This is a genomic window from uncultured Altibacter sp., assembly GCF_963972995.1.
In the GTDB taxonomy this organism is placed as follows: domain Bacteria; phylum Bacteroidota; class Bacteroidia; order Flavobacteriales; family Flavobacteriaceae; genus Altibacter.
The window spans coordinates 1-23,600 of sequence record NZ_CAXAXI010000013.1 but is presented as its reverse complement, the minus strand read 5'-3'; the positions used below and the strand labels follow the sequence as shown (position 1 = coordinate 23,600).

At 42.8% G+C, this 23,600-nt stretch carries 26 protein-coding genes; 11 read left to right on the top strand and 15 right to left on the bottom strand.

The window, feature by feature from the left end:
- The first annotated feature begins 61 nt into the window (after nt 1–61).
- The gene (locus tag AACZ11_RS07260) at nt 62–973 is read left to right on the top strand and encodes a T9SS type A sorting domain-containing protein (protein WP_339831983.1); all 912 of its coding nucleotides are present in this window, start codon (nt 62–64) and stop codon (nt 971–973) included.
- Here AACZ11_RS07260 and AACZ11_RS07255 read toward each other — a convergent pair.
- Genes AACZ11_RS07255 through AACZ11_RS07245 form a run of 3 tightly spaced genes read right to left on the bottom strand, consistent with a single transcriptional unit; the run spans nt 970 to nt 4,315 of the window.
- Nucleotides 970–1,992 carry a hypothetical protein gene (locus AACZ11_RS07255; protein WP_290624869.1) on the bottom strand — a complete coding sequence of 341 codons (1,023 nt, stop codon included), beginning with the start codon at nt 1,990–1,992 and terminating at the stop codon, nt 970–972. The two genes, AACZ11_RS07260 and AACZ11_RS07255, sit on opposite strands and share 4 nt — an antisense overlap.
- Nucleotides 1,993–2,007: 15 nt before the next feature.
- Complete coding sequence (locus AACZ11_RS07250) at nt 2,008–2,781, bottom strand: hypothetical protein (protein ID WP_290624868.1); 774 nt, start codon at nt 2,779–2,781, stop codon at nt 2,008–2,010.
- A gap of 7 nt (nt 2,782–2,788) precedes the next feature.
- On the bottom strand, nt 2,789–4,315 hold the full coding sequence (locus tag AACZ11_RS07245) for a hypothetical protein (RefSeq protein ID WP_290624867.1): 1,527 nt from the start codon (nt 4,313–4,315) through the stop codon (nt 2,789–2,791).
- A 249-nt stretch (nt 4,316–4,564) separates the two neighbouring features.
- Here AACZ11_RS07245 and AACZ11_RS07240 point away from each other — a divergent pair, with 249 nt between their 5' ends.
- Nucleotides 4,565–5,383, top strand: a complete 819-nt coding sequence (locus AACZ11_RS07240) for a DUF6503 family protein (RefSeq protein WP_290624866.1) — start codon at nt 4,565–4,567, stop codon at nt 5,381–5,383.
- Nucleotides 5,384–5,419: 36 nt separating this feature from the next.
- On the opposite strand, the gene AACZ11_RS07235 is transcribed toward AACZ11_RS07240, so the two are convergent.
- From AACZ11_RS07235 to AACZ11_RS07225, 3 genes are read right to left on the bottom strand one after another with little or no spacing between them, the layout of a single operon-like run.
- Nucleotides 5,420–6,526, bottom strand: coding sequence for a peptidylprolyl isomerase (locus tag AACZ11_RS07235; RefSeq protein ID WP_290624865.1), 1,107 nt, complete (start codon nt 6,524–6,526; stop codon nt 5,420–5,422).
- 8 nt (nt 6,527–6,534) lie between these two features.
- A complete protein-coding gene (gene gldI, locus AACZ11_RS07230) occupies nt 6,535–7,089 on the bottom strand; it encodes a gliding motility-associated peptidyl-prolyl isomerase GldI (RefSeq protein WP_290624864.1) in 555 nt (184 codons plus the stop codon).
- Entirely contained in the window at nt 7,079–8,101 is a 1,023-nt protein-coding gene (locus AACZ11_RS07225; protein ID WP_290624863.1) for a bifunctional oligoribonuclease/PAP phosphatase NrnA, read from the bottom strand. Before AACZ11_RS07225 ends, gldI begins: the two co-directional genes overlap by 11 nt.
- A 141-nt stretch (nt 8,102–8,242) precedes the next feature.
- Here AACZ11_RS07225 and AACZ11_RS07220 point away from each other — a divergent pair, with 141 nt between their 5' ends.
- On the top strand, nt 8,243–8,662 hold the full coding sequence (locus tag AACZ11_RS07220; protein WP_290624862.1) for a nucleoside-diphosphate kinase: 420 nt from the start codon (nt 8,243–8,245) through the stop codon (nt 8,660–8,662).
- 63 nt (nt 8,663–8,725) lie between these two features.
- Here AACZ11_RS07220 and AACZ11_RS07215 read toward each other — a convergent pair whose 3' ends face one another.
- From AACZ11_RS07215 to AACZ11_RS07205, 3 genes are read right to left on the bottom strand one after another with little or no spacing between them, the layout of a single operon-like run.
- Nucleotides 8,726–9,019, bottom strand: coding sequence for a DUF721 domain-containing protein (locus AACZ11_RS07215; RefSeq protein WP_290624861.1), 294 nt, complete (start codon nt 9,017–9,019; stop codon nt 8,726–8,728).
- A 6-nt stretch (nt 9,020–9,025) separates the two neighbouring features.
- Nucleotides 9,026–9,451, bottom strand: coding sequence for a lipocalin family protein (locus AACZ11_RS07210; protein WP_290624860.1), 426 nt, complete (start codon nt 9,449–9,451; stop codon nt 9,026–9,028).
- Entirely contained in the window at nt 9,448–10,554 is a 1,107-nt protein-coding gene (locus AACZ11_RS07205) for a DNA replication/repair protein RecF (RefSeq protein WP_290624859.1), read from the bottom strand. The genes AACZ11_RS07210 and AACZ11_RS07205 overlap by 4 nt, the downstream gene beginning before the upstream one ends.
- A gap of 148 nt (nt 10,555–10,702) precedes the next feature.
- Between AACZ11_RS07205 and AACZ11_RS07200 the strand changes: the two genes are divergently transcribed.
- From AACZ11_RS07200 to AACZ11_RS07170, 7 genes are all read left to right on the top strand, one after another.
- Nucleotides 10,703–11,470, top strand: coding sequence for a tetratricopeptide repeat protein (locus AACZ11_RS07200; protein WP_290624858.1), 768 nt, complete (start codon nt 10,703–10,705; stop codon nt 11,468–11,470).
- A complete protein-coding gene (gene ribH / locus AACZ11_RS07195) occupies nt 11,471–11,968 on the top strand; it encodes a 6,7-dimethyl-8-ribityllumazine synthase (RefSeq protein ID WP_339831974.1) in 498 nt (165 codons plus the stop codon).
- 105 nt (nt 11,969–12,073) lie between these two features.
- Nucleotides 12,074–12,364 carry a riboflavin synthase subunit beta gene (locus AACZ11_RS07190; protein WP_290624856.1) on the top strand — a complete coding sequence of 97 codons (291 nt, stop codon included), beginning with the start codon at nt 12,074–12,076 and terminating at the stop codon, nt 12,362–12,364.
- Nucleotides 12,364–14,208 (top strand): DNA mismatch repair endonuclease MutL, encoded by a 1,845-nt coding sequence (gene mutL / locus AACZ11_RS07185; RefSeq protein ID WP_290624855.1) that lies wholly within the window; start codon nt 12,364–12,366, stop codon nt 14,206–14,208. Before AACZ11_RS07190 ends, mutL begins: the two co-directional genes overlap by 1 nt.
- On the top strand, nt 14,209–14,958 hold the full coding sequence (locus tag AACZ11_RS07180) for a rhomboid family intramembrane serine protease (protein ID WP_290624854.1): 750 nt from the start codon (nt 14,209–14,211) through the stop codon (nt 14,956–14,958).
- 2 nt (nt 14,959–14,960) lie between these two features.
- Entirely contained in the window at nt 14,961–15,836 is an 876-nt protein-coding gene (locus tag AACZ11_RS07175; RefSeq protein WP_290624853.1) for a rhomboid family intramembrane serine protease, read from the top strand.
- Between the two features lie 3 nt (nt 15,837–15,839).
- Nucleotides 15,840–16,895 (top strand): endonuclease/exonuclease/phosphatase family protein, encoded by a 1,056-nt coding sequence (locus AACZ11_RS07170; RefSeq protein WP_290624852.1) that lies wholly within the window; start codon nt 15,840–15,842, stop codon nt 16,893–16,895.
- On the opposite strand, the gene AACZ11_RS07165 is transcribed toward AACZ11_RS07170, so the two are convergent.
- Genes AACZ11_RS07165 through AACZ11_RS07140 form a run of 6 tightly spaced genes read right to left on the bottom strand, consistent with a single transcriptional unit; the run spans nt 16,892 to nt 22,125 of the window.
- A complete protein-coding gene (locus tag AACZ11_RS07165) occupies nt 16,892–17,518 on the bottom strand; it encodes a WbqC family protein (RefSeq protein WP_290624851.1) in 627 nt (208 codons plus the stop codon). The genes AACZ11_RS07170 and AACZ11_RS07165 overlap by 4 nt on opposite strands.
- Before the next feature lie 38 nt (nt 17,519–17,556).
- Nucleotides 17,557–19,143 (bottom strand): signal peptidase I, encoded by a 1,587-nt coding sequence (lepB, locus tag AACZ11_RS07160; RefSeq protein WP_290624850.1) that lies wholly within the window; start codon nt 19,141–19,143, stop codon nt 17,557–17,559.
- 42 nt (nt 19,144–19,185) lie between these two features.
- Nucleotides 19,186–19,887: a 4-hydroxy-tetrahydrodipicolinate reductase gene (gene dapB / locus AACZ11_RS07155; protein WP_339831969.1), complete on the bottom strand. Its 702-nt coding sequence runs from the start codon at nt 19,885–19,887 to the stop codon at nt 19,186–19,188.
- Nucleotides 19,884–20,465: a DUF5683 domain-containing protein gene (locus AACZ11_RS07150; protein WP_290624848.1), complete on the bottom strand. Its 582-nt coding sequence runs from the start codon at nt 20,463–20,465 to the stop codon at nt 19,884–19,886. Before AACZ11_RS07150 ends, dapB begins: the two co-directional genes overlap by 4 nt.
- Nucleotides 20,455–21,354: a ParB/RepB/Spo0J family partition protein gene (locus AACZ11_RS07145; RefSeq protein ID WP_290624847.1), complete on the bottom strand. Its 900-nt coding sequence runs from the start codon at nt 21,352–21,354 to the stop codon at nt 20,455–20,457. The genes AACZ11_RS07150 and AACZ11_RS07145 overlap by 11 nt, the downstream gene beginning before the upstream one ends.
- A 6-nt stretch (nt 21,355–21,360) precedes the next feature.
- The gene (locus tag AACZ11_RS07140) at nt 21,361–22,125 is read right to left on the bottom strand and encodes an AAA family ATPase (protein ID WP_290624846.1); all 765 of its coding nucleotides are present in this window, start codon (nt 22,123–22,125) and stop codon (nt 21,361–21,363) included.
- 224 nt (nt 22,126–22,349) lie between these two features.
- Here AACZ11_RS07140 and AACZ11_RS07135 point away from each other — a divergent pair, with 224 nt between their 5' ends.
- Nucleotides 22,350–23,516 carry a hypothetical protein gene (locus AACZ11_RS07135; protein ID WP_290624845.1) on the top strand — a complete coding sequence of 389 codons (1,167 nt, stop codon included), beginning with the start codon at nt 22,350–22,352 and terminating at the stop codon, nt 23,514–23,516.
- Nucleotides 23,517–23,600 lie beyond the last annotated feature (84 nt).

Genomic DNA, 23,600 nt, shown 5'->3' with positions numbered 1-23,600 from the left:
TACAAAGATAGTAATGGAAATACTATGTATTTATTGTTATCTTTCGAAAAAAATAGTGATTATGAAATCATGGTTCCCTATCGTTCTTATCGTTTTTATTTCTAATTGTATAAATGCTCAAGTAACAGCGGGGGTACCGGACCCAATCATTTTATGTGATGTTAATAATCCGGGAGACGAAACTGAAGTATTTGACCTTACTATTCGAGAAGGACAAATTATAAACGGGCAAAGCAACGTGGTAGTGACCTATCATACAACTTCCGGTGATGCCTTAAGTGGCACCAATCCGTATCCTAACCCTATGGCGCTTACCAATATTGCAAATCCGCAGGTGGTATTTGTACGACTCCAAAGTACGGCAGGACAGGGTTGGGATGTCACCACTTTGGACCTTATCGTTCCATTGATTCCCGTGGTAGCAGCGGTTCCTGACGATATTATTTTGAACGAGGGAGATAATGACGGTAGTGCAATTTTCGACCTAACTATGAATGAATCTCAAGCATTGGGTTCTCAAGATCCTTTTAGGTTCCAGTTTAAATATTTCCGGATTGAAGCAGATGCAATTGCAGATGAGAATCGCATTGAAGATCCTGAAAATTTTCAAAATACGGCAAACCCTCAAACGATATTTGTGCGCATGGCACCGCTGGAAGATCAATGTGATTTTGAGATATACAGTTTTACTATTGAAACCGATGGCATTTTAGGTATTTTAGACCTTGATTTGAACCATTGCAGCATTTATCCTAACCCTGCTTCAAACATGGTCACTGTGTCATTCAACGAAACGGTTTCGTCGGTTCATGTTATTCTCTATGACATGCTGGGAAAGAGAATATTTTCTGAAACTATTTCGGTAAATAACGGCCAAAGCGCAATTGATGTATCGACATTGCCTAAAAGTATGTATTATCTATCGATCACTTCCGAAGCACAAACGATCGTTAAAAAATTCATTAAAAATTAGCTTCCGCTAGGGTTACTTTTTCCGTCGGGTTTTAAAACGATCTGAGAAGATTTCCGAAGCATGGCTCCTGATTTCGCTTCCTTAACATCCAGTTCGTTTTTTTGTGAATTGAAGTCTGCTTTAAAAAATATGGGAGTACTTCCCGGTCGTTTCACTGCCTTTACCTCAAAGGCAAAAGTTTCCCCTTTTTTGGTACCGGTGCCTTCCATAATAAGGCGGCCGTTGGTATTGAGAATATGGATGCGATATCCCGAACCCGCTTCCTTGTTTGCGAGTACATGATAGCGCACGAAATGTCCGCCGGGACAATAATCATCTTCTGTAATAGCGGCCAGGATACCGTTGGTATCGAAGTTGTAAGTGTGTTCCACTAGCTGTTCATTGAAGAGCAGTGCCAGTTCTTTTCCTTGACAGATAAGCTTTTGTGCTTTTGTTGTGGCCAGAGGAACAGCGACGTGTTCCTGCTGTAAGTCATTCAGGATTTTGGTCGCTTTAACAACAGAGAGCTTCTGTTTTTCGATAGGTTCTGCTTTGATCCTGCGAAAACTTTCCATTTGTTCTGCTTCAGAAGAAGAGAGAACCACGTTATTGTCACCCAAGCGATAACTGATCATCGTTTTGGCGAATTGAGCCTTTTGCGTGATGAGTTTGTCTTGCTTAGCATCCTTAAGCAAGGCATCTATCTTCTTATAACTGCCGGCATCCCCTTTATAAGCGAGTACATGCAGGATACTTCGGGTCACCGGGCCTTCTACTTTTCCCAAGAATTTTTCAAGGACCGATACCTTTTTCAGTTGGGCTCCCAACCGCAGTACCATGGTGCTCTTTATGGGAACCGTTTCTTTTTTATCCTTCAGTACCGCTGAAAACAATTCCGAGGGATCCAGATCCTTTTTTCTGCTCAATAAATTTAACGCGTTGATACGTTTTTCGGGCGCGATCTCGCGCGAACGACTCAATTCCACTAATTTGTTCTTGGTCGTACGGCTACTTATTTTTCCAATATCGTTACTATACATGATCGTATCTTTTAATTAACAACCCGAGTTCATCAAGCAATGACTTTTCATATCATTTCCCTGTGCGTTGGTGAGATTTACGGAAGTTCTCATGTTCCCGCTGGGAACGCTTCCGCTTTGCTGCATCAAGTTGTTGTTCGTGCTGTTCTTGTGTTTCAGTTTTAAATAATGGCCTACCTCATGAGCAAAGGTTCGTGAGGCTTGTTCGGGTCCCCACAGCCCGAAAACAGAACCGTTCATCCCCTTGTCGTCCTTGTCTTCGCAAGGTCCGTTGACCGCAGATCTTCCCAAAATTACTCCTGTTCCGCTGGGAACATTCAAAATGATGGGTACAAAGGTGTCGATCCCGTCATTGTTCACCGTCCAAGTGTCTGTGATGTCTTCCATTTCGCCCTTGGTAGTGCAGTTTTCATGACCCTGTGCGTCTGCAGTATCGACAGAAAAATGAAGGATGCGACCCACACCTACGCCCCGTTGGCGGTAGATGTTCCTAATGCGGTAGATACAATAATCTATAAGGTGGAAATGATCGTTGGACGGTAAACTGGTCGCCGGATTGTTGTCCACTACAAACTGATCTGCTCCGATCTTAACGATATTCAAATTTACGAAATCATCGTCCAAGTCGTTCGCCAGTTGCAATAAAGAAACGGAAGCCGTAGCACTTCCGGTTAAACCTTCGTCTGCGGGTACCCGTGATCGTCTAAAACCGAAGAAATCTCCTAAAATCGAAAAGTTTCCTGAAGTGTCCATGCCTGCACAATTTGCTAATGCTCGTATTGATGCCATGTTGCTGTTATTGAAGGTTAACTAAAATGTCTACAAAGCCTTTTCCATGAGCCAACGGGCTCAGTGCTTTCCCTATAATAGTTCCGGGTTTGGCATTCGCCTCTGCCCGCATGGCATGTCCTTTCGTTAGAGAAGTTGTCAACATGTCGCCAATCTCAATAGGCGCGTAATCGGCATCTACTTTACAAGAAACTTTTCCCAGCATAGCTACCGGCGAACGGTTTTCCCTTTCGGGATGCCGGTCGAGGATCATTCCGGGCTGATAGTTCCCGGCCCCGGAAATCACGCCCACTACCGTTGTATCATACCCCACGGTACAAGGTTTTAGTTTTCCTTTTTTGTCAATGACCACTACCGATCCCGGATCGACTCCTGAAGCGGGCAGTACATCGAAATCCTCAGCAAAATCGGCGTTCTTTAAGATGATATCTCCGGTATCGCCGTTAAGCTCGATGGTTCGATCGCCGTTGGAGTTATTGATGAGCAGATCGCCGTCATGACCATTCGCACCTAGTTCAATATTTCCATGCTCTCCATTGAGATGAATAGTTTGCACCCCGTCTGAAGATTTCATAAAGATGTCTCCATCACGTCCATTAGCTCCAAGCGTAATATTGCCTTCTTCTCCATTGAGTTGTATCGTTTCTATATTCCCCGCATTTCTAAGGCTAATATCTCCATCGTGTCCACGGCCCCCCAGTCGTAAGTTTCCGTGGTCACCGTTTAAGTGAACGGTATTGACCCCGTCGGAGGCAAATAGTGTGAGATCTCCATCACTTCCTGCGGCACCTAAAGAAATATTCCCATGATCACCATCCAAATGTATGGTTTGTACATTATTTGAATTTTGAAGCGTGATATCGCCGTCGTGGCCTTCTCCCCCCAGTCGCATGTTACCGTGGTCACCGTTGATGTGCACCGTGTTAGTGCCGTCGGAAGCGAAAAGAGTGATATCACCATCGTGTCCTTGAGCACCCAAAGAGAGATTTCCATTGTCTCCATCCAGATGAACAGTTTGTACGTTGTTTGAATTTTTAAGGAAGATATCGCCGTCATGTCCTTGTCCACCCAATCGCATGTTCGAATGATCGCCGTTGAGGTGAACCGTATTGGTGCCGTCTGAGGCAAAAAGGGTGAGATCACCGTCGTGGCCTTCGGACCCAAGACTTATATTTCCGTTCGCTCCGTCAATAAAAACCGAGTTGACACCCTCACTATCTCTAAAGTACATACGCCCAGCAGTTCCTGTTCGTCCTACATAACAATTGGCCGAATTCCCTAGAAGTTTGATCGTATCTTCATTAGCGGCATTGATTATGTTAACAGTTCCTGCTTGATCGGGTCCACCTACGCTAAGGGTGCCGTTGGAAGATTGGATGGAGCAAATGGTATTTCCTGAAGTATCCTTGATAATAAGGCTTCCGTTTGCTCCCGTTGTCCCAATGGTCACTTCGGCGGTATTACCATCGAGCGAAATGGTGGGGACTTTGTTGGTATCGTGTATGGTTACCATACCTTCATGTTCAACAGCCATAATTTAAAAATTTAAGTTAGTAATTGTTTTTCTGAATTAGGCAAACAATGGTTGTACTCCTAATTTATTGTAAAGCTACACCAACACCTTTATTGAATATCAGGGCATTAGATCCATTTTCAATAAGGATTTTCCCTGTTTTTCTAAGGCTTTTCTGAAAAGGAAGGTTTTTAGTTAAAGGTTTCTGAAGATGAAACGACCAAGGAAGAAGAATTTTTACTTTTATACTTCAACCGAAAAACACAACTTATGAAAACTAGCTTTCTATGTATTCTCGGCCTGTTCGTCCTTACTGCTTGTAAAAACGAAAAAAAGGAAATTCCCCTTTCCGAAGCACCTATTACCGAAGCACCCGTTACCGAAGAAACACAAGATGATGCACGCTCTTATCCCATTGCCTTGTCCCATGTTTTTAAAGCGCACGGAGGTATGGATCGTTGGGAGCAAATGAACAACCTTTGTTTTGAACTGAACGGCTCCGGCGAAACCGAAGTTCACACCGTCGATTTAAATGAACGACACACCAAAATTGAGACCAAAACTTGGACTATTGGGTACGATGGTGATGCCGTATGGCTTCTTGAGAATAAAAAGGATTCATATAAGGGCAATGCTCGTTTTTACCACAATCTTATGTTCTATTTTTATGCGATGCCGTTTGTGCTTGGGGATGATGGCATTGTATATACAGAAATGGAACCTACTATTCTGGATGGTGTTAGTTACGGTACGCTCAAGATAGGGTATGAAGCAGGGGTAGGAGATTCTCCGGACGATGAATATATGCTGTATTATGATACTGATACCTACAGAATGGTCTGGTTGGGTTATACTGTTACCTATGGAGAAGGTGAAAAGAGCGATGATTGGCACTTTATAAAATACGATGACTGGCAAACCGTAAATGGGGTGGATCTGCCTAAGAAGTTAACATGGTACCATGTTGAAAACGGCACACCCACCAATGAGCGCAATGACCTTAAGTTTGAAAAGGTCACCCTTACGGAGACGAAGTTGGAAGCATCAGTATTTGATAAGCCGGAAGGAGCTGTGGTTGTAACTCAGTAATAATAAAGCCGCTTAAAAAAGCGGCTTTATTTGTTGTTACTCTGCGGTGCCTACCAATTCCAGTTCAAAAACCAGATCGGTATTGGGCGCGATTGTTGGCGGATAACCTCGTTCACCATACGCCAAATGCGAAGGGATAAAGAGCGTTATCTTGTCGCCTGTTTGCATACTCAATAATCCTTCTCTAAAACCCGGGATCAATCTGGCATCGGTACTGTACACTGTGGTGACCGGGGCATATTGTCCCGCCGCTTTTCTTCCTTCATCTACCATATTAAATCTTTCGGCCACTTCAAGTAAGTTCGAATCGAACAACCTTCCGTTCTCGAAATAACCTGCGTAGTTCATAAGCACTTCGCTACCTTCTTTTGGTTTGGGACCTTCTCCTTTTTGATTGTAGTAGATCATAATTCCGGAAGGCATTGTTTCGGCTTTTTCCTTTACGGCAGCCAATTCCTGTGCTTTCACTGTGGCGATCTTATTAAGTGCTTCTTCCTTCTCTTGTTTTTCCTTCTCTATGGCTTCCATTTGGGTCGTGAAGTTGGGAACCTTTGCCCCTTTTTTAACGATGATATTTACCTCCTGCATCACCACAGGATCTACAGGTTTGTCGCCGGGTTTGGTTGTTTCTACTTGGCCAATAGCGTCTACGATGTCCTGACCTATAACAATTTCACCAAACACCGTATGCTTATTATCCAACCATGGTGTTTCTTTCAACGTAATGAAAAACTGGCTTCCATTGGTAGCAGGACCCGAATTGGCCATGGACAGGATTCCTTTTGAATCGTGCTTTAAGCTGTCTACAAACTCGTCCGGGAATCGGTATCCAGGGTTTCCGCTTCCGTCTCCTTTTGGATCTCCTCCTTGGATCATAAAATCTTTTATCACCCGGTGAAATGAAAGTCCGTTGTAAAATTTCTTTCCTTTATATGTTGAATCTACCATGCTGTTATTTCCTTCGGCAAGTGCCACGAAATTGGAAACCGTAAGCGGAGTTGCCTCATGATATAGTTTAGCGACAAAAGTTCCCTTGTTGGTAATAAATTCAGCATATACCCCTTTGTCAAGATCGGGGTACTTATCTTCGCAGGCCGCAAAAGACAGGGTTACTAATAATAAGAGCAATGTGATTTTTTTCATAGGTTCTATTAATTTTCTTTTGGTTCTTCTATTGATTTTAAGGTAACTGTACTTTGCACGGGAATGTTGGTGCCAAGTTTATCTTCGATGCCATAATAGCCAAATGCTTTGTACGAGGGGAAAAGAAAGGTTACTTGCTCACCTTCTTTCATGAGTTTGATCCCATCGCGTATCCCTGAGATTAGTTCTTGATTACTTTGGTCTACGATATAGGTTTGCAGTCCGTTCTCATCTTCGGAAAGGATGGTAGTGCCGGCAAGGTCTTTAATGTCGAAGGTGAAGGTAACTTCATCTCCAAATTCGGGCATTTTCACACTTGTGGTGTCCTTTATATTGTAAAAATACCAAAATCCGCTTTCTGAAGCTATATAGTCCCGCTCGGGATTTGCTTTCATGAGTTTGGTAATGCGTGCTTCTTCTTTTTGGAAGATTTTTTTGTTGCGTTCGGCAGATTCCTTGATAAAACTTCCGGACTTCTGTTGCACGGGGCGTCGTGCTTCAGGCGTCTTGCATGCCGAAAGGCTTAGTGTTAAGAAAGCCAGTATAAGTAGGTTACGATACATGAGTAAGTTCGTTTTTATAGCTAGGCAAGATACTAATAAATTCAGTAATTGTGTCGGTTAATGATTTTGAACTTCTCCCTCCTGCGGCATTTATATGACCGCCACCGTCATAGTGATTGCGGGCAAAGTCGTTTACCGAGAACGACCCTTTACTTCTAAAAGACATCTTTACAATGTTTTCCTGTTTATTCTCTATAAAGATCACGGCAAAATAAATCCCTTTAATGGACAAGGCATAATTTACGAAACCTTCGGTATCGCCTTTCTTGAAGTTATGTGCATCCAATTCCTGCTGTGTCAAGGTAATATAAGCCGTATGCAAATCCGGAAGGATAGTAAGGTTGTTCAAGGCTGTTCCTAGTAACTTCATTCGTTCGGGGCTATTGGTATCGTAGACGGCCTCATGAATCTGTGCATTGGAAGCCCCGGCTTCAATAAGTTTGGCTATAACCTTATGCGTCATAGCGGTAGTCGATGGAAAACGGAACGAACCTGTGTCGGTCATAATACCGGTGTACAATTGTGTGGCAATGGTCTTGTTCACCTTATTCAATCCTTCCAGCGATTCCATAAAATGATATACCATCTGTGAGGTGGAACTCATTGTAATATCGCTGTATGTGGCTTTCGCATAATCATCAGGGGCTTGGTGGTGATCGATCATGACAAAATCTGCCTCGCTTTCTTTAAGGATTTGTTGTAGGTCGCCCGTTCGGTCCAAACTGTTAAAGTCCAGCGTGAAGATTACATCTGCTTCAGAGATCAATGCTTCACTTCGTGAAGTATCCTTTTCATGAATAACAAGTTGGTCGCAACCCGGTAACCATTTTAAAAAATCGGGAAAATCGTTGGGCATCACTACATGGGTATCGTGGCCCAATTGCTTCAGAAAATTTGCAAGGCCCAAGCAAGAGCCCACGGCATCACCGTCGGGATTCTTATGACCAATGACCACTATTCTTTTTTGTGTTGCAAGCAGTTTTTTAACTGTGGACGTTGTTTCAGCATTCATAGGCTGCGAAGATACAATTAATTCGCATTTTTGGCTTCAGCTACTTAAAAACGATTCCGAAAGGTAGTGCGTATTAAACTATTGTAAATTACTTGTTTTTGTAGCTAAATGGGTTACTTTTGCACAAAATTTAAAAAAACCATGCAAACAAATAGAACGTTTACAATGTTAAAGCCCGATAGTGTTGAAAAAGGACACGTTGGAGCTATTTTGGAAAAGATAAATGCTGCCGGTTTCAGAATCGTAGCCATGAAGTTAACACAGATGACGACTGCCGATGCGAAGGCCTTTTATGCGATCCACAAGGAGCGCCCTTTCTTTGGTGAGTTGGTAGCCTATATGACCCGCGGTCCTATTGTTGCTGCCATCCTTGAAAAAGATAATGCTGTGGAAGATTTCCGTACGCTTATTGGAGCGACCAATCCTGCCGACGCTGCCGAAGGAACCATCCGCAAATTATATGCAGCTTCTATTGGAGAGAACGCGGTGCACGGAAGTGACAGCGATGAGAATGCTGCTATTGAAGGCGCGTTCCATTTCTCAGGGAGAGAAATGTTCTAGAGTATAACTCAAAAGAAGAAGGACTGTATAATAGCCTGTTCGGGTTTTTATACAGTCTTTTTTTTACCGAAGGATCAGCTTCTTAATCAAGTCTTTCCCTAAGGATTCATTAAGCAATCTAATGATCTTTTCTTTACCGTAGCTCAATTCTTCTCGCAACACCGAAGAGCTTAAAGATACGTAAAGCGTATTGCGATCCAATTGCACCTGAAGGGTATATTTATCGATCGTTTCACCCATGACCGCATGCCACGCATCTTTCACCGAAACCTTGTCCAGTCCGGGCTGAAGACGATTCGCCTCAATAAAACTTTTGAGGACTTCTCCCAAGGTATTTTCTCCGTCGCGTTTTGCCATACTTTTTTATTCTGAAAGGTTAAACTTCCGATAGCGCCGGTAAGTATACTCCTTTTGATCTTGGTTCTTTACTTTCAACATGCTGTCCTTGACAAACACCACTGTTTCTTTCCAACTGTCGAAAGCGGTATTGTAATATATACGCAAACTATCGTCTTCTATTGCTAATTGAAATTTTTCTGAAGAATCGGTCACTGTAAAGCCACCGTCAAATTTAGGAGCGACCTTCTTTCTAATACCGCTGTCGCCCGTTACTTCTATAAAATCGATCACGGGACTCATACCAAAATCACGCTTCGTACCATCCGCCAAAGTCACCGATTCGATTTCCCAATAGCCTCCCAATCGCTCTTTTTGATCTTCAGGCGTTTGGGTGTCGCAGGAGAACAAGAGAGCTGAAAATAATAAGATGCTAGACAGAGTTAATTTCATGGTGTATCAGTTTGATCGAACTTTCCCAAGGGAAACATTTTGTAAGTTTGATGTACTTTTTTTACGACTTCTTCTGTGCGGTTCGCATGTGTATCACTTATAAAGAGCTGCCCAAAATCTTCGTTGTCTACCAAAGAGATGAGGTGCTCCACCCGCTGCTCGTCCAATTTATCAAAAATATCATCCAATAACAATATGGGTGTGACTTTGCTTTGTGATTTTATAAAATCGAACTGGGCCAATTTCAAAGCGATCAAGTACGACTTTTGTTGCCCCTGCGATCCAAATTTTTTTATGGGGTGTCCGTCGATCTCAAAAAGGAGGTCGTCCTTATGAATTCCAACGTTAGTATACTGGGTGACCTTGTCTTTAGTAAGATACTCCTGAAAAAGCGTGAGTAAAGGCTTTTCCTGTATTTGGCTGGTGTAATTGAGGGATACGGTCTCACTCCCGCTACTAATGGATGCATATCTTTTCAGAAAGATAGGCGTAAATGCTTCCAAAAATTCGGTTCGTTTCTCGAAGATAGGAGTGCCAAGGGTATGCAGTTGTTGGTTGTATACCTCTAGTGTGTCTTGGTTATAGGTATTGTTGGCAGCAAAATACTTTAAAAGGGAATTGCGCTGAAGCAACACTTTGTTATAGTTGATCAATTGCTGCAAATAGTGTGAATCTCCTTGCGATATCACGCCATCCATAAATTTTCTTCGGGTCTCGCTGCCTTCAATGATAAGGTCTCTATCTGCCGGAGAAATAATTACCAGGGGCAGGAATCCTATATGTTCACTAAATTTATCGTAGGCTTTTCCGTTGCGCTTGATAAGTTTTTTTTGTCCGCGCTTTGCACTCACGACCACCTTTTCATCGTGCTCATTCTTTTTGTAAAGTCCTTCAATAACAAAAAATTCCTCGCCATGACGAATATTTTGTGTGGTGATAGGATTGAAGTAGCTCTTTCCGTAGGAAAGATGATAGATCGCATCGAGCACATTGGTCTTTCCAATACCGTTATTTCCCACAAAACAATTGATTTTAGGATCGAAGGAAAAACTTTCCGACTCAAAATTCTTGTAGTTTACTAATGATAATGATTGTAAGTGCATGCGAATGAGACTACTATGTTTCAGGGTTCGGGTGTCAACTTTTCAGAAAAAAAACAAAAAGCAGGCTGCAAATTATCGAAAAATAAGGAATCTTTTCCCTTTTAAATTCTAATAAAAATTTTATTTTTGCGCTTCAATAAAGAAATCTATGGCAACCTACAAGAAAAGAGGTGGTAAACCGAAAACAAAAGTCGAAAAGCAATCTCAATTAGAAGAGAACAGTACAACAGCAGAGGTATTCAATACTTTAGATGAAGGGGCCTCCAGAACCGAGGCTTGGGTTGAAAAGAACCAAAAGTATATTCTCATTACAGTAGGTGCTGTGGCGTTGTGTGTCTTAGGATATTTAGGATATCAGCAATTTATCCAAGGTCCCAAAGAAAGCGAGGCTATGAATGAGATGTATCAAGCTCAGGACTATTTTGAGCAAGCTTTGACCGCAACGGCTAAGGATTCGCTTTATAACCTGTCCCTGAACGGTGGTGAAGGTCAATACGGTTTCTTGGATATTATTGATAATTATGGCGGGACTCCGGCAGGAAATCTTGCCAATTATTACGCAGGAATGGCATACATCAACACAGGTGAATATCAAAAAGCCATTGACCATTTGGACGACTTTAAAAGCGATGATGCGATGCTCGGACCCTTGGCCAAAGGCGCTATTGGCGATGCATTCGCCCAATTGGGACAGCCCGATGACGCATTAGGTTATTATGAGAAGGCGGTATCGTTAAGCGATAATGAAGTTACAGCGCCTCGTTTTCTTCTGAAAGCCGGCCTAACAGCCATGAGCCTTAACAAATTTGATGTTGCCTTGAAGCATTTTAATCGAATTAACGAAGAGTATCCAAAATCGGCTGAAGCCACAAAAGCCAACCTGTATATTGGTCAGGCCGAAGCAATGCAAGAATAGATGGCTACAAACCATAAAAATTTATCAACCTACGATAAAGACACGATCCCAAACGCGAAAGACTTTCGGTTTGGGATCGTTGTTTCTGAATGGAACCATGAGATCACCGAAGGTATGTTCCAAGGAGCTTTCGATGCGCTAAAAGACTGTGGAGCAATCAATGATAATATTGTGCGTTGGAATGTACCCGGAAGCTTCGAACTTAGCTACGGCTGCAAACTCATGCAACAAAGCTACGATATGTTAGATGCTGTTATTGCCATAGGAAGCGTGATCCAAGGTGAAACCAAGCACTTCGATTACGTGTGTGAAGCCGTAGCGCAAGGAATCAAAGACCTGAATGTACAGAATAACATTCCTGTGATCTTTTGTGTACTTACCGATAATAACCGTCAGCAGGCAATGGACCGAAGTGGTGGAAAACACGGCAATAAAGGCACTGAAGCTGCGATTGCTGCGATTAAGATGGCGCAGTTGCGAAAGGATTCTAAATTTTAAAATTTCAGGACGGTTCCACATTCGGAACGATAATTGTTTACAAGAATGGACGGCAAAGTACTTCTAAAACTGCCGTAATTTAAGTACATTTGAAAACGATTAGTTATGGGAATTTTAAAATCACGCAAGAACAAAAAATTTAGTTATAATCCGCGTTACTACAAACACGAAGGCGAAGGAAACCCTTATGAGATACGTCATAAATTTGATGCGTTTAGATCGACTGTTGGGACGTCTCCCGGGTTGAAAGGGAAATTCAAAAACGCGTGGGAAGAACTCAAGGCTTCTAAGAACCGCGGTGTCAATAAACGCATTATCCTTATCACGGCTGCTCTGGTCTTGCTATTCCTGTACATTATCGATTTCGATTTGTCCATATTTTTTCAGCAATACTAATGACTGATATCATTCAGCTTTTACCGGATCATGTTGCCAATCAAATTGCAGCCGGAGAGGTCGTTCAACGTCCTGCTTCCGTGGTCAAGGAACTGCTGGAAAATGCCATAGACGCCGGCGCGACCAAAATAACCTTGCTGGTCAAGGATGCAGGAAAGACGCTTGTACAGGTCACCGATGATGGTATTGGGATGAGCGTTACAGACGCACGACTTTGTTTTGAAAGACATGCCACCTCCAAGATAAAAACGGCCGACGACCTTTTCAACTTACATACCAAGGGCTTCCGCGGTGAAGCTTTGGCTTCCATTGCTGCCATTGCGCATGTGGAATTAAAGACCCGCACCGAAACTTCCGAAGTGGGAACGAAGATCTGTATCGAAGGTAGTGAGGTTACCTCTCAGGAGGCAGCTGTAGTGCCTAGAGGCACGACCATTTCAGTAAAAAATCTTTTTTATAATATTCCGGCGCGCCGAAACTTCCTAAAAAGTAATCCGGTGGAAACACGGCATATCATTGATGAGTTCCACAGAGTTGCATTAGCGCATCCCCAAGTGGCTTTTTCAATGTTGCACAACGGGAACGATGTGTTCAATTTACCTGCGAGCAATGCGCGGCAGCGTATCGTGAATATCTTCGGAAGTAAGACAAACGAAAAATTAGTACCCGTTTCTGAAGAGACCGAGATCGTAAAAGTGGAAGGGTTTGTCATTAAACCACAGTTTGCAAAAAAAAGTAGGGGCGAACAGTTTTTTTTTGTGAACGATAGGTTCATAAAGAGTCCGTACTTACATCATGCGGTAAGTAACGCCTTCGAAGGACTGCTCAAGGACGGGGCACAACCGGGTTATTTCTTGTTCCTTTCGGTAGATCCGCACTCCATCGATATTAACATTCATCCCACGAAGACGGAGATCAAGTTTGACGATGAGCATGCCATTTATGCCATGCTTCGGGCAACGATTAAACATAGTCTGGGGCAATTCAGTATTGCTCCAGTATTGGATTTTAATAAAGATTCGGGTTTCGAGACCCCATACGAGTACAGTAAAAAACAACCTGTCGCACCAACCATAGAAGTCGATAAGAATTTTAATCCATTTCAAAAAGAAGGTGCGCAACGCAATATTTCTTTCCCATACAAACGTGAGAAAGGCGCTTCTTGGGAATCGCTGTATGTAGGATTGAAACAGGAAGAAGGGGTTGTTTCAGGCTTAGAAGACATAGAATTTGAAAGTGAGGAAGTAAGCGGTCGCCTGTTCGAAACGACCGCCGATGTTGAAGGACAGATCACCTTTCAGCTCCACAATAAATATATTATAAGCCCTATTAAAAGTGGTATGATGGTGATCCACCAGCATTTGGCGCACCAACGCATTTTGTATGAAGAATTGCTGAAGAACATAACAGTACAAGAAGCCGTAAGTCAGCAGCTATTGTTTCCGTTGACACTTCATTTTTCGACTCCCGACTTGGAAATTCTCGAAAAAGTAAAAGAACAATTGGAGCATACCGGCTTTGTCTTTTCAGAAATAGGAGAAGAGCAGCTGAGTATCAACGGTATTCCGGTGAATTTGTTAGAGAGTCAGGTAGCCGGCGTATTGGAACGTCTCATCAATGATATTAAAGAAGAAGTACCGGATGCAGGCTTCAGCCAAAACGACCTATTGGCGAAATCCATGGCAAAAAGTATGGCGGTACGAACCGGAATTGCCTTGAACCGAAGCGAACAGGAACACTTGGTGAATCAACTGTTCGCTTGCAAGGAGCCAAGTATTGCTCCCAACAACAAACCAGTGTTAGTTACGTTTGATGTAACCGACTTTGACAAAAAATTTAACTAGATGGGAAGAATCACTGAAACCGTTAAAGTATTAATTATCATCAACGCATTGTTCTTTATTGGAACTTTGATGTCTGAAGATATTTCATACCGGTTATTCTCCTTGTTCTATTTTGAGAACCCTAACTTCAAGTTTTGGCAGCCAATAACGCACATGTTCATGCACGGCGGATTCATGCACATTTTGTTCAATATGTATGCGCTTTGGGCCTTTGGTTCACCATTGGAAATGCGATGGGGACGTACGAAGTTCCTCTTTTTCTATTTCTCAGCCGGATTGGGGGCGGCATTGATACATTCACTCGTAGGGTATTTACAGTTTCACAGTGGATTTGATACGTTAAGCGCATTAGGGGCGAGTGATGCCGAGATCTGGGATATGCTTAACAAAACTTTAGAACCAGGAAGTTGGCGGGATATCTCCAATGTGAGCAGTGAAGCTATGAAGCAATTCTTTGGCGCATGGAATGTTCCTGCGGTAGGAGCTTCTGGAGCGATCTATGGGGTTTTGGTAGCCTTTGGTCTTATGTACCCCAATGTGGAGCTTATGTTGATCTTCCTTCCGGTGCCTATTAAGGCGAAATATTTTATTCCGGCTTTGATCCTATTGGATCTGTTCTCCGGAGTAACAGGCTTTTCATTATTTGGACAGAATATTGCTAATTGGGCCCATATTGGAGGCGCATTGTTTGGGTTTATTATGGCGTATTACTGGAAAAAGAATAGTTTTGATAACACACGCTGGTATTAACTATGGCGGCAAACAATCTATCATATCAATTTAAAACGGCTTCGGTAGCGATCAAATTGATCGTTATCAATCTGGCGATCTTTTTGGTGGTGAATCTGGTAGCCTTCTTATTCGATATCCCGCGAGAACAGTTGACAGCCTGGTTCGTGCTGCCGGATTCTTTCGGAGAGTTCATCCTGCAACCCTGGTCGTTTCTAACGTACAGCTTTTTACATTTTGGCTTTTGGCATTTGTTCTGGAATATGCTGTGGCTGTATTGGTTTAGCAACTTTATTCTAAACCTGTTTAGTGCAAAACGTTTTCTTGCAGTATATCTTTTGGGCGCCCTTTGCGGCGGACTCCTTTACGTGCTTTCGTACAATTTGTTTCCTGTATTTTCCAACAGCAGGGGGTATCTATTAGGAGCATCGGCGGCCGTTACGGCGATTGTAGTCTTTATTGCCACCTATACACCAAACACTCAAGTGCGAATTATCTTTTTTACCGTGAAACTGTGGCACATTGCTGCATTCTTTGTCATCAAGGATCTGGTTCAACTTCCCGGTTCGGGGAATGCCGGCGGATTGCTAGCACATTTAGGCGGAGCTTTATTGGGGTACGTGTATGCCTTGCAATTGGCGAAAGGAAACGATATTGGTAAATGGTTTGAAACGATCATGGACAAGGTGGAAGCGTGGTTCACGCCACGGACTAAAAAGCCGTTTAAAAAAGTACATCGTACAACACCGCATAAAACAGCACGTTCTAAAAAGACAGAAGACAAGACGGGCTATCAGAAAAAAGTAGATGCTATTTTAGATAAGATAGGAAAGAGCGGGTACGACAGCCTTACTAAGGCTGAAAAAGATTTTCTGTTTAAAGCAGGAAAAGAAGACTAACCAATGCGTTCAAAAAAGGGGTTATTACATTCGGTGATTTACTGGTGCAATATCATTGCCGTGATACTGCTAGTGATCTCTTTTGTGTTGCCCTATCTTAGACCATCGGACTTTCCAACACTTTCGTTACTAAGTCTGGCAGTTTCGCCTTTATTGTTGCTTAATGTGTTGTTCATGATCTACTGGATGTTTCGGGGGAAACGTACATTTCTAGTATCGATGGTGGTATTGATCATCGCATACTTTCATTTTAATCCCTTCTTTGAATTTTCTTCTGAAGGGGATGCTTCAGAATATGCACAATCCCTGTCGTTGCTAAGCTACAATGTGCGACTTTTCAATGCTTATGAGAAAGATCCTTCCGAAGGGGTTTCAGAAACCATACACAACATCATTCAAAACGATACACCGGATATTATCTGTATTCAAGAATATTACAGGGAGAGCACCTTCGACTTTTCAGAATATCCTTACCAGTTCATTCATTTTAAAGACGGGAATAACAAATTGGGCCACGCCATTTTTTCAAAATTCCCATTTGCGAAAACGGGGGCATTCGATTTTGACAATTCGCATAACAATACCCTTTTTGCCGATGTGGTAAAAGGGAAAGACACGGTTCGTATTTACAATTTGCACTTGCAATCACTGGGCATTCTTCCCAGAGTGGAATTTCTTCAGGAAGGAGATAAGGAACGGCTGCGTAAACGTATGTCACGGGCATTCGTGATGCAGGAAGGGCAGTCGGCCGCTATATTGGCGCATAAAGCGATGTCTCCGTATCCGGTGATAATATGTGGTGATTTTAACAACACACCCTTCTCGTATGTCTACAGAAAACTCCAAGAAGAAATGACCGATGCATTTGTAGAGCGAGGTAGGGGAATTGGGACCACCTTTAAATTTGACGGCTATCCTATGCGTATTGACTATATTCTCGCTTCAGATAGGTTTGATGTCCTTCAGTTTAAGACAATAAAGAAATCCTTCTCAGATCACTATCCTGTAAAGGCAACGCTAGGGTGGGGAACACAATCTTCTACCCCTTCAGATGACTAAAAATTAAGTTGTTGGGATTCCAGATAGGATAAGGAATTAGGACCTTCATTGCACAATAGATCCAAAACGGAAAGATTGGGTAAAAAATCATGGTGTGCTTCTAAAACCTGTGTATAGGTCTCCAGGTCATAATTCTTTTCCCTGCGTGCATTTACCATGTGCCGTAGATCCCGTTGTAAAGGAGATTTATAATATTCGGTTGTGGTGGAAATGGAAGTTTCTATGCCGAGCAGATCACATAAAACCAAAAAAATGCGCAGATTGTGTACTTGCAATCCGGCGACTTCTTCAGTAAAAAAAGGTGCCAGTTCATCTTCGTAGAATTCAAAAAAAGGAGAGGTTCTATAGGCCGTTTGTATCGATCTCCAATGTTGTTTCTGCCAGTTGAAATCATTCTCTACTATCACCTCTTTTGTCTTTTGACGCATTCCGTCGGATGCATGTTTAACAGGCACATTGAGCAGTAATCTTCCGTTATTATGAGCAATATAGGCGCGATTACGATAGGTCTGTTTCTGGTAGTTGTCCTCAAGTTCCAACACCACTGCATCTGCCTGTGCCACCGCTACCATCTGCGCAATGCAAGGAAAATAAGTTGGATAAATGAGAATCTCTTTCAACATGGTTGATTTGATTATTTAGCACACGTACAAAGAAAGGTTTACGAATTCACCTTTTGTTTTTTTCTTCTTTTTCTGAAGAAATCGAAAGCAAACCAAGCGATCACTGCAAGAAGGAAATACTTGAAGTAAGAGACCGGTTCGCCGGTACCTCCAACAGTAGTGAACATACGCTCCCATCTAATTTTATTGGCTATACCTTTCCCATTGCTGTTCCAGCTCATCCAAACGAATACCGGTTTTCCAACTACATGGTTAAATGGAACATATCCCCAAGTGCGTGCATCTTGAGAATTGTTACGGTTATCTCCCATCATCCAATAGTAGTCCATTTTAAAGGTATACTCGGTAAGTGCTGCGCCGTTAAGCATAATTTGAGTACCCGATTGTGTGATCTTGTTATCAATACCTAGTTCACTTCCCTCATACACTTCAATAATCCGCTTATAGAAAGGAAGACTTTCAGGTGTGATGGCAACTGTTGCTCCTGCCTTCGGAATGTAGATAGGGCCAAAGTGATCGTTGTTCCATTGATAGTTCGCATCGTACGGAAAAACAGACTTGCTCCATTGCCCTTTTGGCGCACCGGTTTTAACGATGGTATCGAGATTAGGATAATTCTTGAACTTCTCGTATTCCTCGTTAGTCATATGTGTTTGGAACACCCTATACGAAGGAGGATCGTCCAACGGGTACAGATCGGTAAGATTGTATTGTTCTGCCGCAAACTTTGGATTCAATGGTTTTGAGGTCGCAAATTGGTATCCGAATTGTAATTTGGCGCGATCGGGAAGTTGGTTCTTTTCTCCATTTATATAGACATAGCCGTCTCGCACTTCCAGGGAATCCCCTGGCAATCCCACACAGCGCTTAACGTAATTCGATTTTTTATCGATGGGTTTTTGTACACTGCCCCGCATGGTACCCGGATTGATATCGATCAAGGTATCAACCGGCCAACTAAAGACTACAATGTCGTTGCGCTCGATCTCCTGAAATCCCGGAAATCTGAAATACGGGATTTGCGGTTCCGGGAGGTAGGAGCGGGTCTTTACCACAGGGATGGTATCGTGCACCATTGGAAATGAGATAGGTGTCATAGGAGCTCTTGCACCATAATGATATTTGCTTACAAAAAGAAAATCACCAACGAGTAAAGTTTTCTCTAAGGAAGACGTAGGTATGGTAAACGGCTGCATAAAGTAGGTATGCACAATAGTGGCAGCTACCACCGCAAACAGGATGCTGCTTACCCATTCACCGGTTGAGGTTCGAGGCTTGAGACTTCGGTCCTTGATGTGGGAGATTTGCTGTGTATAGTTAACATAATAGATGTAAAGACCGAAGGTCACTAAGACCAATGCGGTGTCTGTGGCACTGTTTCGTCCGAAACTGCGCAACGTTTCCACCCAAACCACAGGAAACATGATGAGGTTCACTATAGGAACGAAAAGAAGAAGGGTCCACCACCAAGGTCTGTTAATGATCTTCATTAGGACCACCGCGTTGTAAATGGGAATAGCAGCCTCCCAAGCTTGCCTTCCGGCGATCTTATATAATTTCCAAGTCCCTAAAAAGTGAACTACTTGTACCAGTAGGATAAACAAGAACCATTCTGTCCAACTCATATATGTTTTTTTTCTGAAGGCTTTGCCTTCGGTTTACTTTGGTTATTTAATTTGAAGCACATCTTTCATACTGTAAATGCCTTTCTTTCCTTGTAACCATTCCGCAGCAAGGATGGCTCCTTTTGCGAATCCGTCTCGGGAATGTGCTTCATGTTCCAGTGATATCGAATCTATGGCAGAGTCATATCGAATGATATGCGTACCTTTAACATCTTCAATACGCTTTGCGGTGATGGTTAGGGCATCATCACTTTGCCTGTCCAGTTTCCACTCCTTTTTATCGGAATGCTCTAAAATGCCTTCTGCCAACGAAATGGCGGTGCCACTGGGGGCATCCTTCTTTTGTGTGTGATGGATCTCTTCGATCGATGCGGTATACTCTTTCCAAGGTTCAAACAACTTGGCGGCGTATGCATTGATACTAAAAAAGAGATTTACGCCAATACTGAAGTTTGACGCATAGATAAAGCTAGCGTTACGGTCTTTACCTATTTTTAATACTTCTTCATAGCGATCTAACCAACCGGTAGTGCCGGAAATCACTGGAATACCGTGCTCAAAACAGCTTGTGATGTTTTCGACGGCAGCTTCAGGAGAGGAGAATTCTATCGCGGCTTCGGCGTCCTTCAAATGCCCTTCCGAAGTACTACTGGATCGTTTATAGACGATCTCATGCCCCTGTTCTTTCGCAAGTCGTTCAATGGTCTGTCCCATTTTGCCGTATCCCAGCAGTGCTAACTTCATTTTAGTTGAAATTTTAAGGAGAGTCCGTAGTTTGGATGCGAGTCGATACGATTTAACTCAAAACTAGGCTCCAGTGACAGGTCATCACTCACATTGAATTGTTTTAAATGTGCATCCACATTGGCGTCTACAATATTGACCAGATAGAACGCCAAAGCCACGATGATACTTACATCTTTGTTCTTTTGCGCCGTGCGTTGCGCATCGATTAAACGGTCGGTCGAAATGCCTTGAAACTCGTCATCGGTAAATCCGGCTAACCTGCGCTTATAGGCATCGCGAAACCGGTCGTAATCGTTGTCGTTGTCTATGTAGAAATACACGCCTGTAGCGATGCCGGCATAGATAATAGGAATTTTCCAGTATTTTTTGTTGTAGGCTTGTCCCAGTCCCGGTAGGACGGCGGAGTAGAAGGCAGCTTTGGAGGGCGCCAACGGATTGTAGGCTTCTTTGGACGTGCCGGGATCTTCAACGATCAATACTTTTTCTTCAGTTACTGAAAGTGAATCCGTAGTTTGGGAAAACATACTTCCATAGCCTATGATGAGCAAGAAGATATGGCGTATCTTAATCTTCACGTTTAATTAGCTTGAGGATACGTTGCAGGTCTTCCTTGTTCTTAAAAGGAACGATGAGTTGGCCTTTCCCTGAATTTGACACTTTTACATCTACCTTACTGTCGAATAAAGCCGCCAGATCTTTTTTGGCTTCTTTGGCAAAGGAAGGAACAGATTTTTGTTTAGCGGTATCGGAATTGGTAGGCGATTTGTGTTTTCGAACTAAGGCTTCTGTATCGCGAACCGATAGCTGTTGTGAGAGGATCTTTTCGTAGATCTCCAATTGGTCGTTAGTGTCTTCAATGTTAATAAGCGCACGTCCGTGTCCCATGGATATAAAACCGTCCCGCATACCTGTTTGCACAATGGGATCCAATTTTAAAAGGCGCAAATAGTTTGCAATGGTAGAGCGATTCTTCCCAACGCGATCACTTAGTTCTTCTTGGGTAACCTCGATCTCTTCTATCAATCGCTGGTAGGAGAGGGCGATCTCAATTGGGTCTAGGTCCTGACGCTGGATATTTTCCACCAACGCCATTTCTAAGGACTCTTGGTCGTTCGCTATGCGGATATAAGCAGGTATGGTCTCCAGACCAATAAGTTTTGATGCACGGAATCGTCGTTCCCCGCTTACCAACTGAAATTTATTGAAGTCCATTTTTCGAACCGTAATGGGTTGAATGACGCCTAATTCCTTAATGGAAGAGGCTAATTCCCGAAGCGATTCTTCGTTAAAACTGGTTCTTGGTTGAAAAGGATTGACCTCGATGGTATCCAACTCCAATTCTACAATACTTCCTACTACTTTGTCTGCGTTCTTGTCGGTTGCAGAACGAATATCGTTAGACGGATCTTTCAGCAGGGCAGAAAGTCCGCGTCCCAAAGCTTGTTTTTTAGTTGCTTTTGCCATGAGCCCTTATTGATTTTTTTCAATTAATTCTTGTGCCAAGCTTAAGTAATTATTGGCTCCTTTACTGCCGGCATCATAACTAATAATACTCTCGCCATAACTAGGGGCTTCACTTAAACGCACGTTTCGCTGAATGATTGTTTTGAATACCATCTCATCGAAATGTTTTTTCACCTCATCGACTACCTGATTTGAAAGTCGGAGACGCGAATCGTACATAGTGAGCAACAGACCTTCAATATCCAATTGCTCGTTATGGATCTTCTGTACGCTTTTAATGGTATTAAGCAGTTTCCCTAATCCTTCCAATGCAAAATATTCGCACTGAATGGGGATGATCACACTGTCGGCCGCCGTAAGGGCATTCAATGTCAACAATCCTAGTGAGGGCGCACAATCGATCAAGATAAAATCATACTCGCTTTTAAGACCTTCAATGGCTTTTTTCAGCATCGATTCACGATTCTCCTTATCCACCAATTCAATCTCTATGGCTACAAGATCTATGTGTGAGGGAATGAGATCTAAATTGGGAGAACTGGTTTTTATAATTGCCTCTTTTGCTTTTATCGTGTGCTCGAGCAATTGGTAGGTGCCAATTTCCACGTTCTCTACATCAATGCCAAGACCCGAAGTTGCATTGGCTTGAGGATCTGCGTCTATTAGTAAAATCTTCTTTTCCAAAACGCCCAGAGAGGCGGCCAAATTAACGGATGTTGTGGTTTTTCCCACTCCTCCTTTTTGGTTTGCGATCGCAATTATTTTACCCATCAATTTCCTACAAGATTAAGGGTTAAAAATACGATTAATTATGCGGATAGAAAATGAATTTTGTTAACAGGAAGTAAACATGGAAGCGAATGGCTAAATGGCCTAGTATTTGGGAGATTCTGAAAGAAAATAACAAAAATATAGTCTCTTTTTGACTAAAAGAAATCTAAGATTCGACGCAACGACTCTCATTTCTGTATCTTTATGCCATTAAAGTTAGCACCTTGAAGAAAATACGGATAGTCTCGCTGAAAGGAATGTTGATTCTTCTTGCCACATGTGTAGTGGTAGGGATTATTGGTTATTTCTCGCTCTCTAACCGGCATCAGGCGATCGTTAAGACAACCTTGCTTCATACCTTCAGGATTATAGATCACGATTGGGAGATCCAACGCAAGGACGGCTTGGTCACCCTAGAATCGCCCGACCTGCTAGTTGATAATATCTATCAGTCCATGGATGGTCCTCAAGCAATGCTCAATTTGGATCTCAACCCCGATTCGGACAGGCTGAAATGGATCACAGGCTTCAAAGCTGAAGTATACCGAGAGGGTACAAACGTTCACAACAACGATTTTTTATGTCATACCAACATCGATTTCTTTGACCCGATCCACTATAAGAATTTGAATTTCCCACAGCGCATCAATGCGCAATATCCCCGTTTGGGTACTTTATCCAACGGGATCAACCAATTGCAATTCCCAAAAGGATTTGGATTTCCGGTGGCAGCCAACGATAAGTTCATTGTAGCGTCCAGAACACTTAATCATAACATTAAGGATGCCTTTTTTAAAGTGAAGCATCATATCTCGTTCGAGTTCGCTCCACCCCAAAGTCAATTAAAACCTTTAGTACCCAGAGCATTGGTCCTATTGCAGGACTACGATAGGGAGAACCCTTACAATCCCAATAAGAAGAAGGATCCCACCTTGTGCACGCCCATAGACCTTAAGAACCATTCCTTCTTAAATAAGGACGGCGAAAAATTATCTGCACACTGGATCTTGCCCGAAGGAAACTATCACTATGAGTTCAATGTCACGTACCAGTTGGAGTTAACGGAAGACACCACCATTCATGCTATGGCTGCCCATTTACACCCGCACGCCCAATCTTTCACACTCTATGATATTACGGCAGATACTGCCGTGTATACCTTTCAATGTGAGAACTACGACGGTAAAATAGGACTGAAGAAAGTCCCGGTCTATGCCAGTGAAGAAGGCTTGACGCTCTATGCCGATCATGATTACAAATTAATTCTTGAAACCAGCAATCCAACCGAAGGCTTCAGCGATATGATGGCCGTGCTCTTTGTGTACCTGTACGACAGAGAAATGGACGAACATTTACGATTGCAGACGTCGCTTAGTAGTGTGGTGGATTGATAGCTTGCAAACCTCGGCTATCATTGGATCGTATCATGGCAAGGTATTTTTGTAACGCCAAAAGCCTAAAAATGGTTGCGCTGC

Bases quoted from the DNA above. Each gene is read 5' to 3' on its own strand.
- AACZ11_RS07260 (WP_339831983.1), top strand. From the start codon at position 62: ATGAAATCATGGTTCCCTATCGTTCTTATCGTTTTTATTTCTAATTGT.
- AACZ11_RS07255 (WP_290624869.1), bottom strand. From the start codon at position 1,992: ATGTATAGTAACGATATTGGAAAAATAAGTAGCCGTACGACCAAGAAC.
- AACZ11_RS07250 (WP_290624868.1), bottom strand. From the start codon at position 2,781: ATGGCATCAATACGAGCATTAGCAAATTGTGCAGGCATGGACACTTCA.
- AACZ11_RS07245 (WP_290624867.1), bottom strand. From the start codon at position 4,315: ATGGCTGTTGAACATGAAGGTATGGTAACCATACACGATACCAACAAA.
- AACZ11_RS07240 (WP_290624866.1), top strand. From the start codon at position 4,565: ATGAAAACTAGCTTTCTATGTATTCTCGGCCTGTTCGTCCTTACTGCT.
- AACZ11_RS07235 (WP_290624865.1), bottom strand. From the start codon at position 6,526: ATGAAAAAAATCACATTGCTCTTATTATTAGTAACCCTGTCTTTTGCG.
- gldI (WP_290624864.1), bottom strand. From the start codon at position 7,089: ATGTATCGTAACCTACTTATACTGGCTTTCTTAACACTAAGCCTTTCG.
- AACZ11_RS07225 (WP_290624863.1), bottom strand. From the start codon at position 8,101: ATGAATGCTGAAACAACGTCCACAGTTAAAAAACTGCTTGCAACACAA.
- AACZ11_RS07220 (WP_290624862.1), top strand. From the start codon at position 8,243: ATGCAAACAAATAGAACGTTTACAATGTTAAAGCCCGATAGTGTTGAA.
- AACZ11_RS07215 (WP_290624861.1), bottom strand. From the start codon at position 9,019: ATGGCAAAACGCGACGGAGAAAATACCTTGGGAGAAGTCCTCAAAAGT.
- AACZ11_RS07210 (WP_290624860.1), bottom strand. From the start codon at position 9,451: ATGAAATTAACTCTGTCTAGCATCTTATTATTTTCAGCTCTCTTGTTC.
- AACZ11_RS07205 (WP_290624859.1), bottom strand. From the start codon at position 10,554: ATGCACTTACAATCATTATCATTAGTAAACTACAAGAATTTTGAGTCG.
- AACZ11_RS07200 (WP_290624858.1), top strand. From the start codon at position 10,703: ATGGCAACCTACAAGAAAAGAGGTGGTAAACCGAAAACAAAAGTCGAA.
- ribH (WP_339831974.1), top strand. From the start codon at position 11,471: ATGGCTACAAACCATAAAAATTTATCAACCTACGATAAAGACACGATC.
- AACZ11_RS07190 (WP_290624856.1), top strand. From the start codon at position 12,074: ATGGGAATTTTAAAATCACGCAAGAACAAAAAATTTAGTTATAATCCG.
- mutL (WP_290624855.1), top strand. From the start codon at position 12,364: ATGACTGATATCATTCAGCTTTTACCGGATCATGTTGCCAATCAAATT.
- AACZ11_RS07180 (WP_290624854.1), top strand. From the start codon at position 14,209: ATGGGAAGAATCACTGAAACCGTTAAAGTATTAATTATCATCAACGCA.
- AACZ11_RS07175 (WP_290624853.1), top strand. From the start codon at position 14,961: ATGGCGGCAAACAATCTATCATATCAATTTAAAACGGCTTCGGTAGCG.
- AACZ11_RS07170 (WP_290624852.1), top strand. From the start codon at position 15,840: ATGCGTTCAAAAAAGGGGTTATTACATTCGGTGATTTACTGGTGCAAT.
- AACZ11_RS07165 (WP_290624851.1), bottom strand. From the start codon at position 17,518: ATGTTGAAAGAGATTCTCATTTATCCAACTTATTTTCCTTGCATTGCG.
- lepB (WP_290624850.1), bottom strand. From the start codon at position 19,143: ATGAGTTGGACAGAATGGTTCTTGTTTATCCTACTGGTACAAGTAGTT.
- dapB (WP_339831969.1), bottom strand. From the start codon at position 19,887: ATGAAGTTAGCACTGCTGGGATACGGCAAAATGGGACAGACCATTGAA.
- AACZ11_RS07145 (WP_290624847.1), bottom strand. From the start codon at position 21,354: ATGGCAAAAGCAACTAAAAAACAAGCTTTGGGACGCGGACTTTCTGCC.
- AACZ11_RS07140 (WP_290624846.1), bottom strand. From the start codon at position 22,125: ATGGGTAAAATAATTGCGATCGCAAACCAAAAAGGAGGAGTGGGAAAA.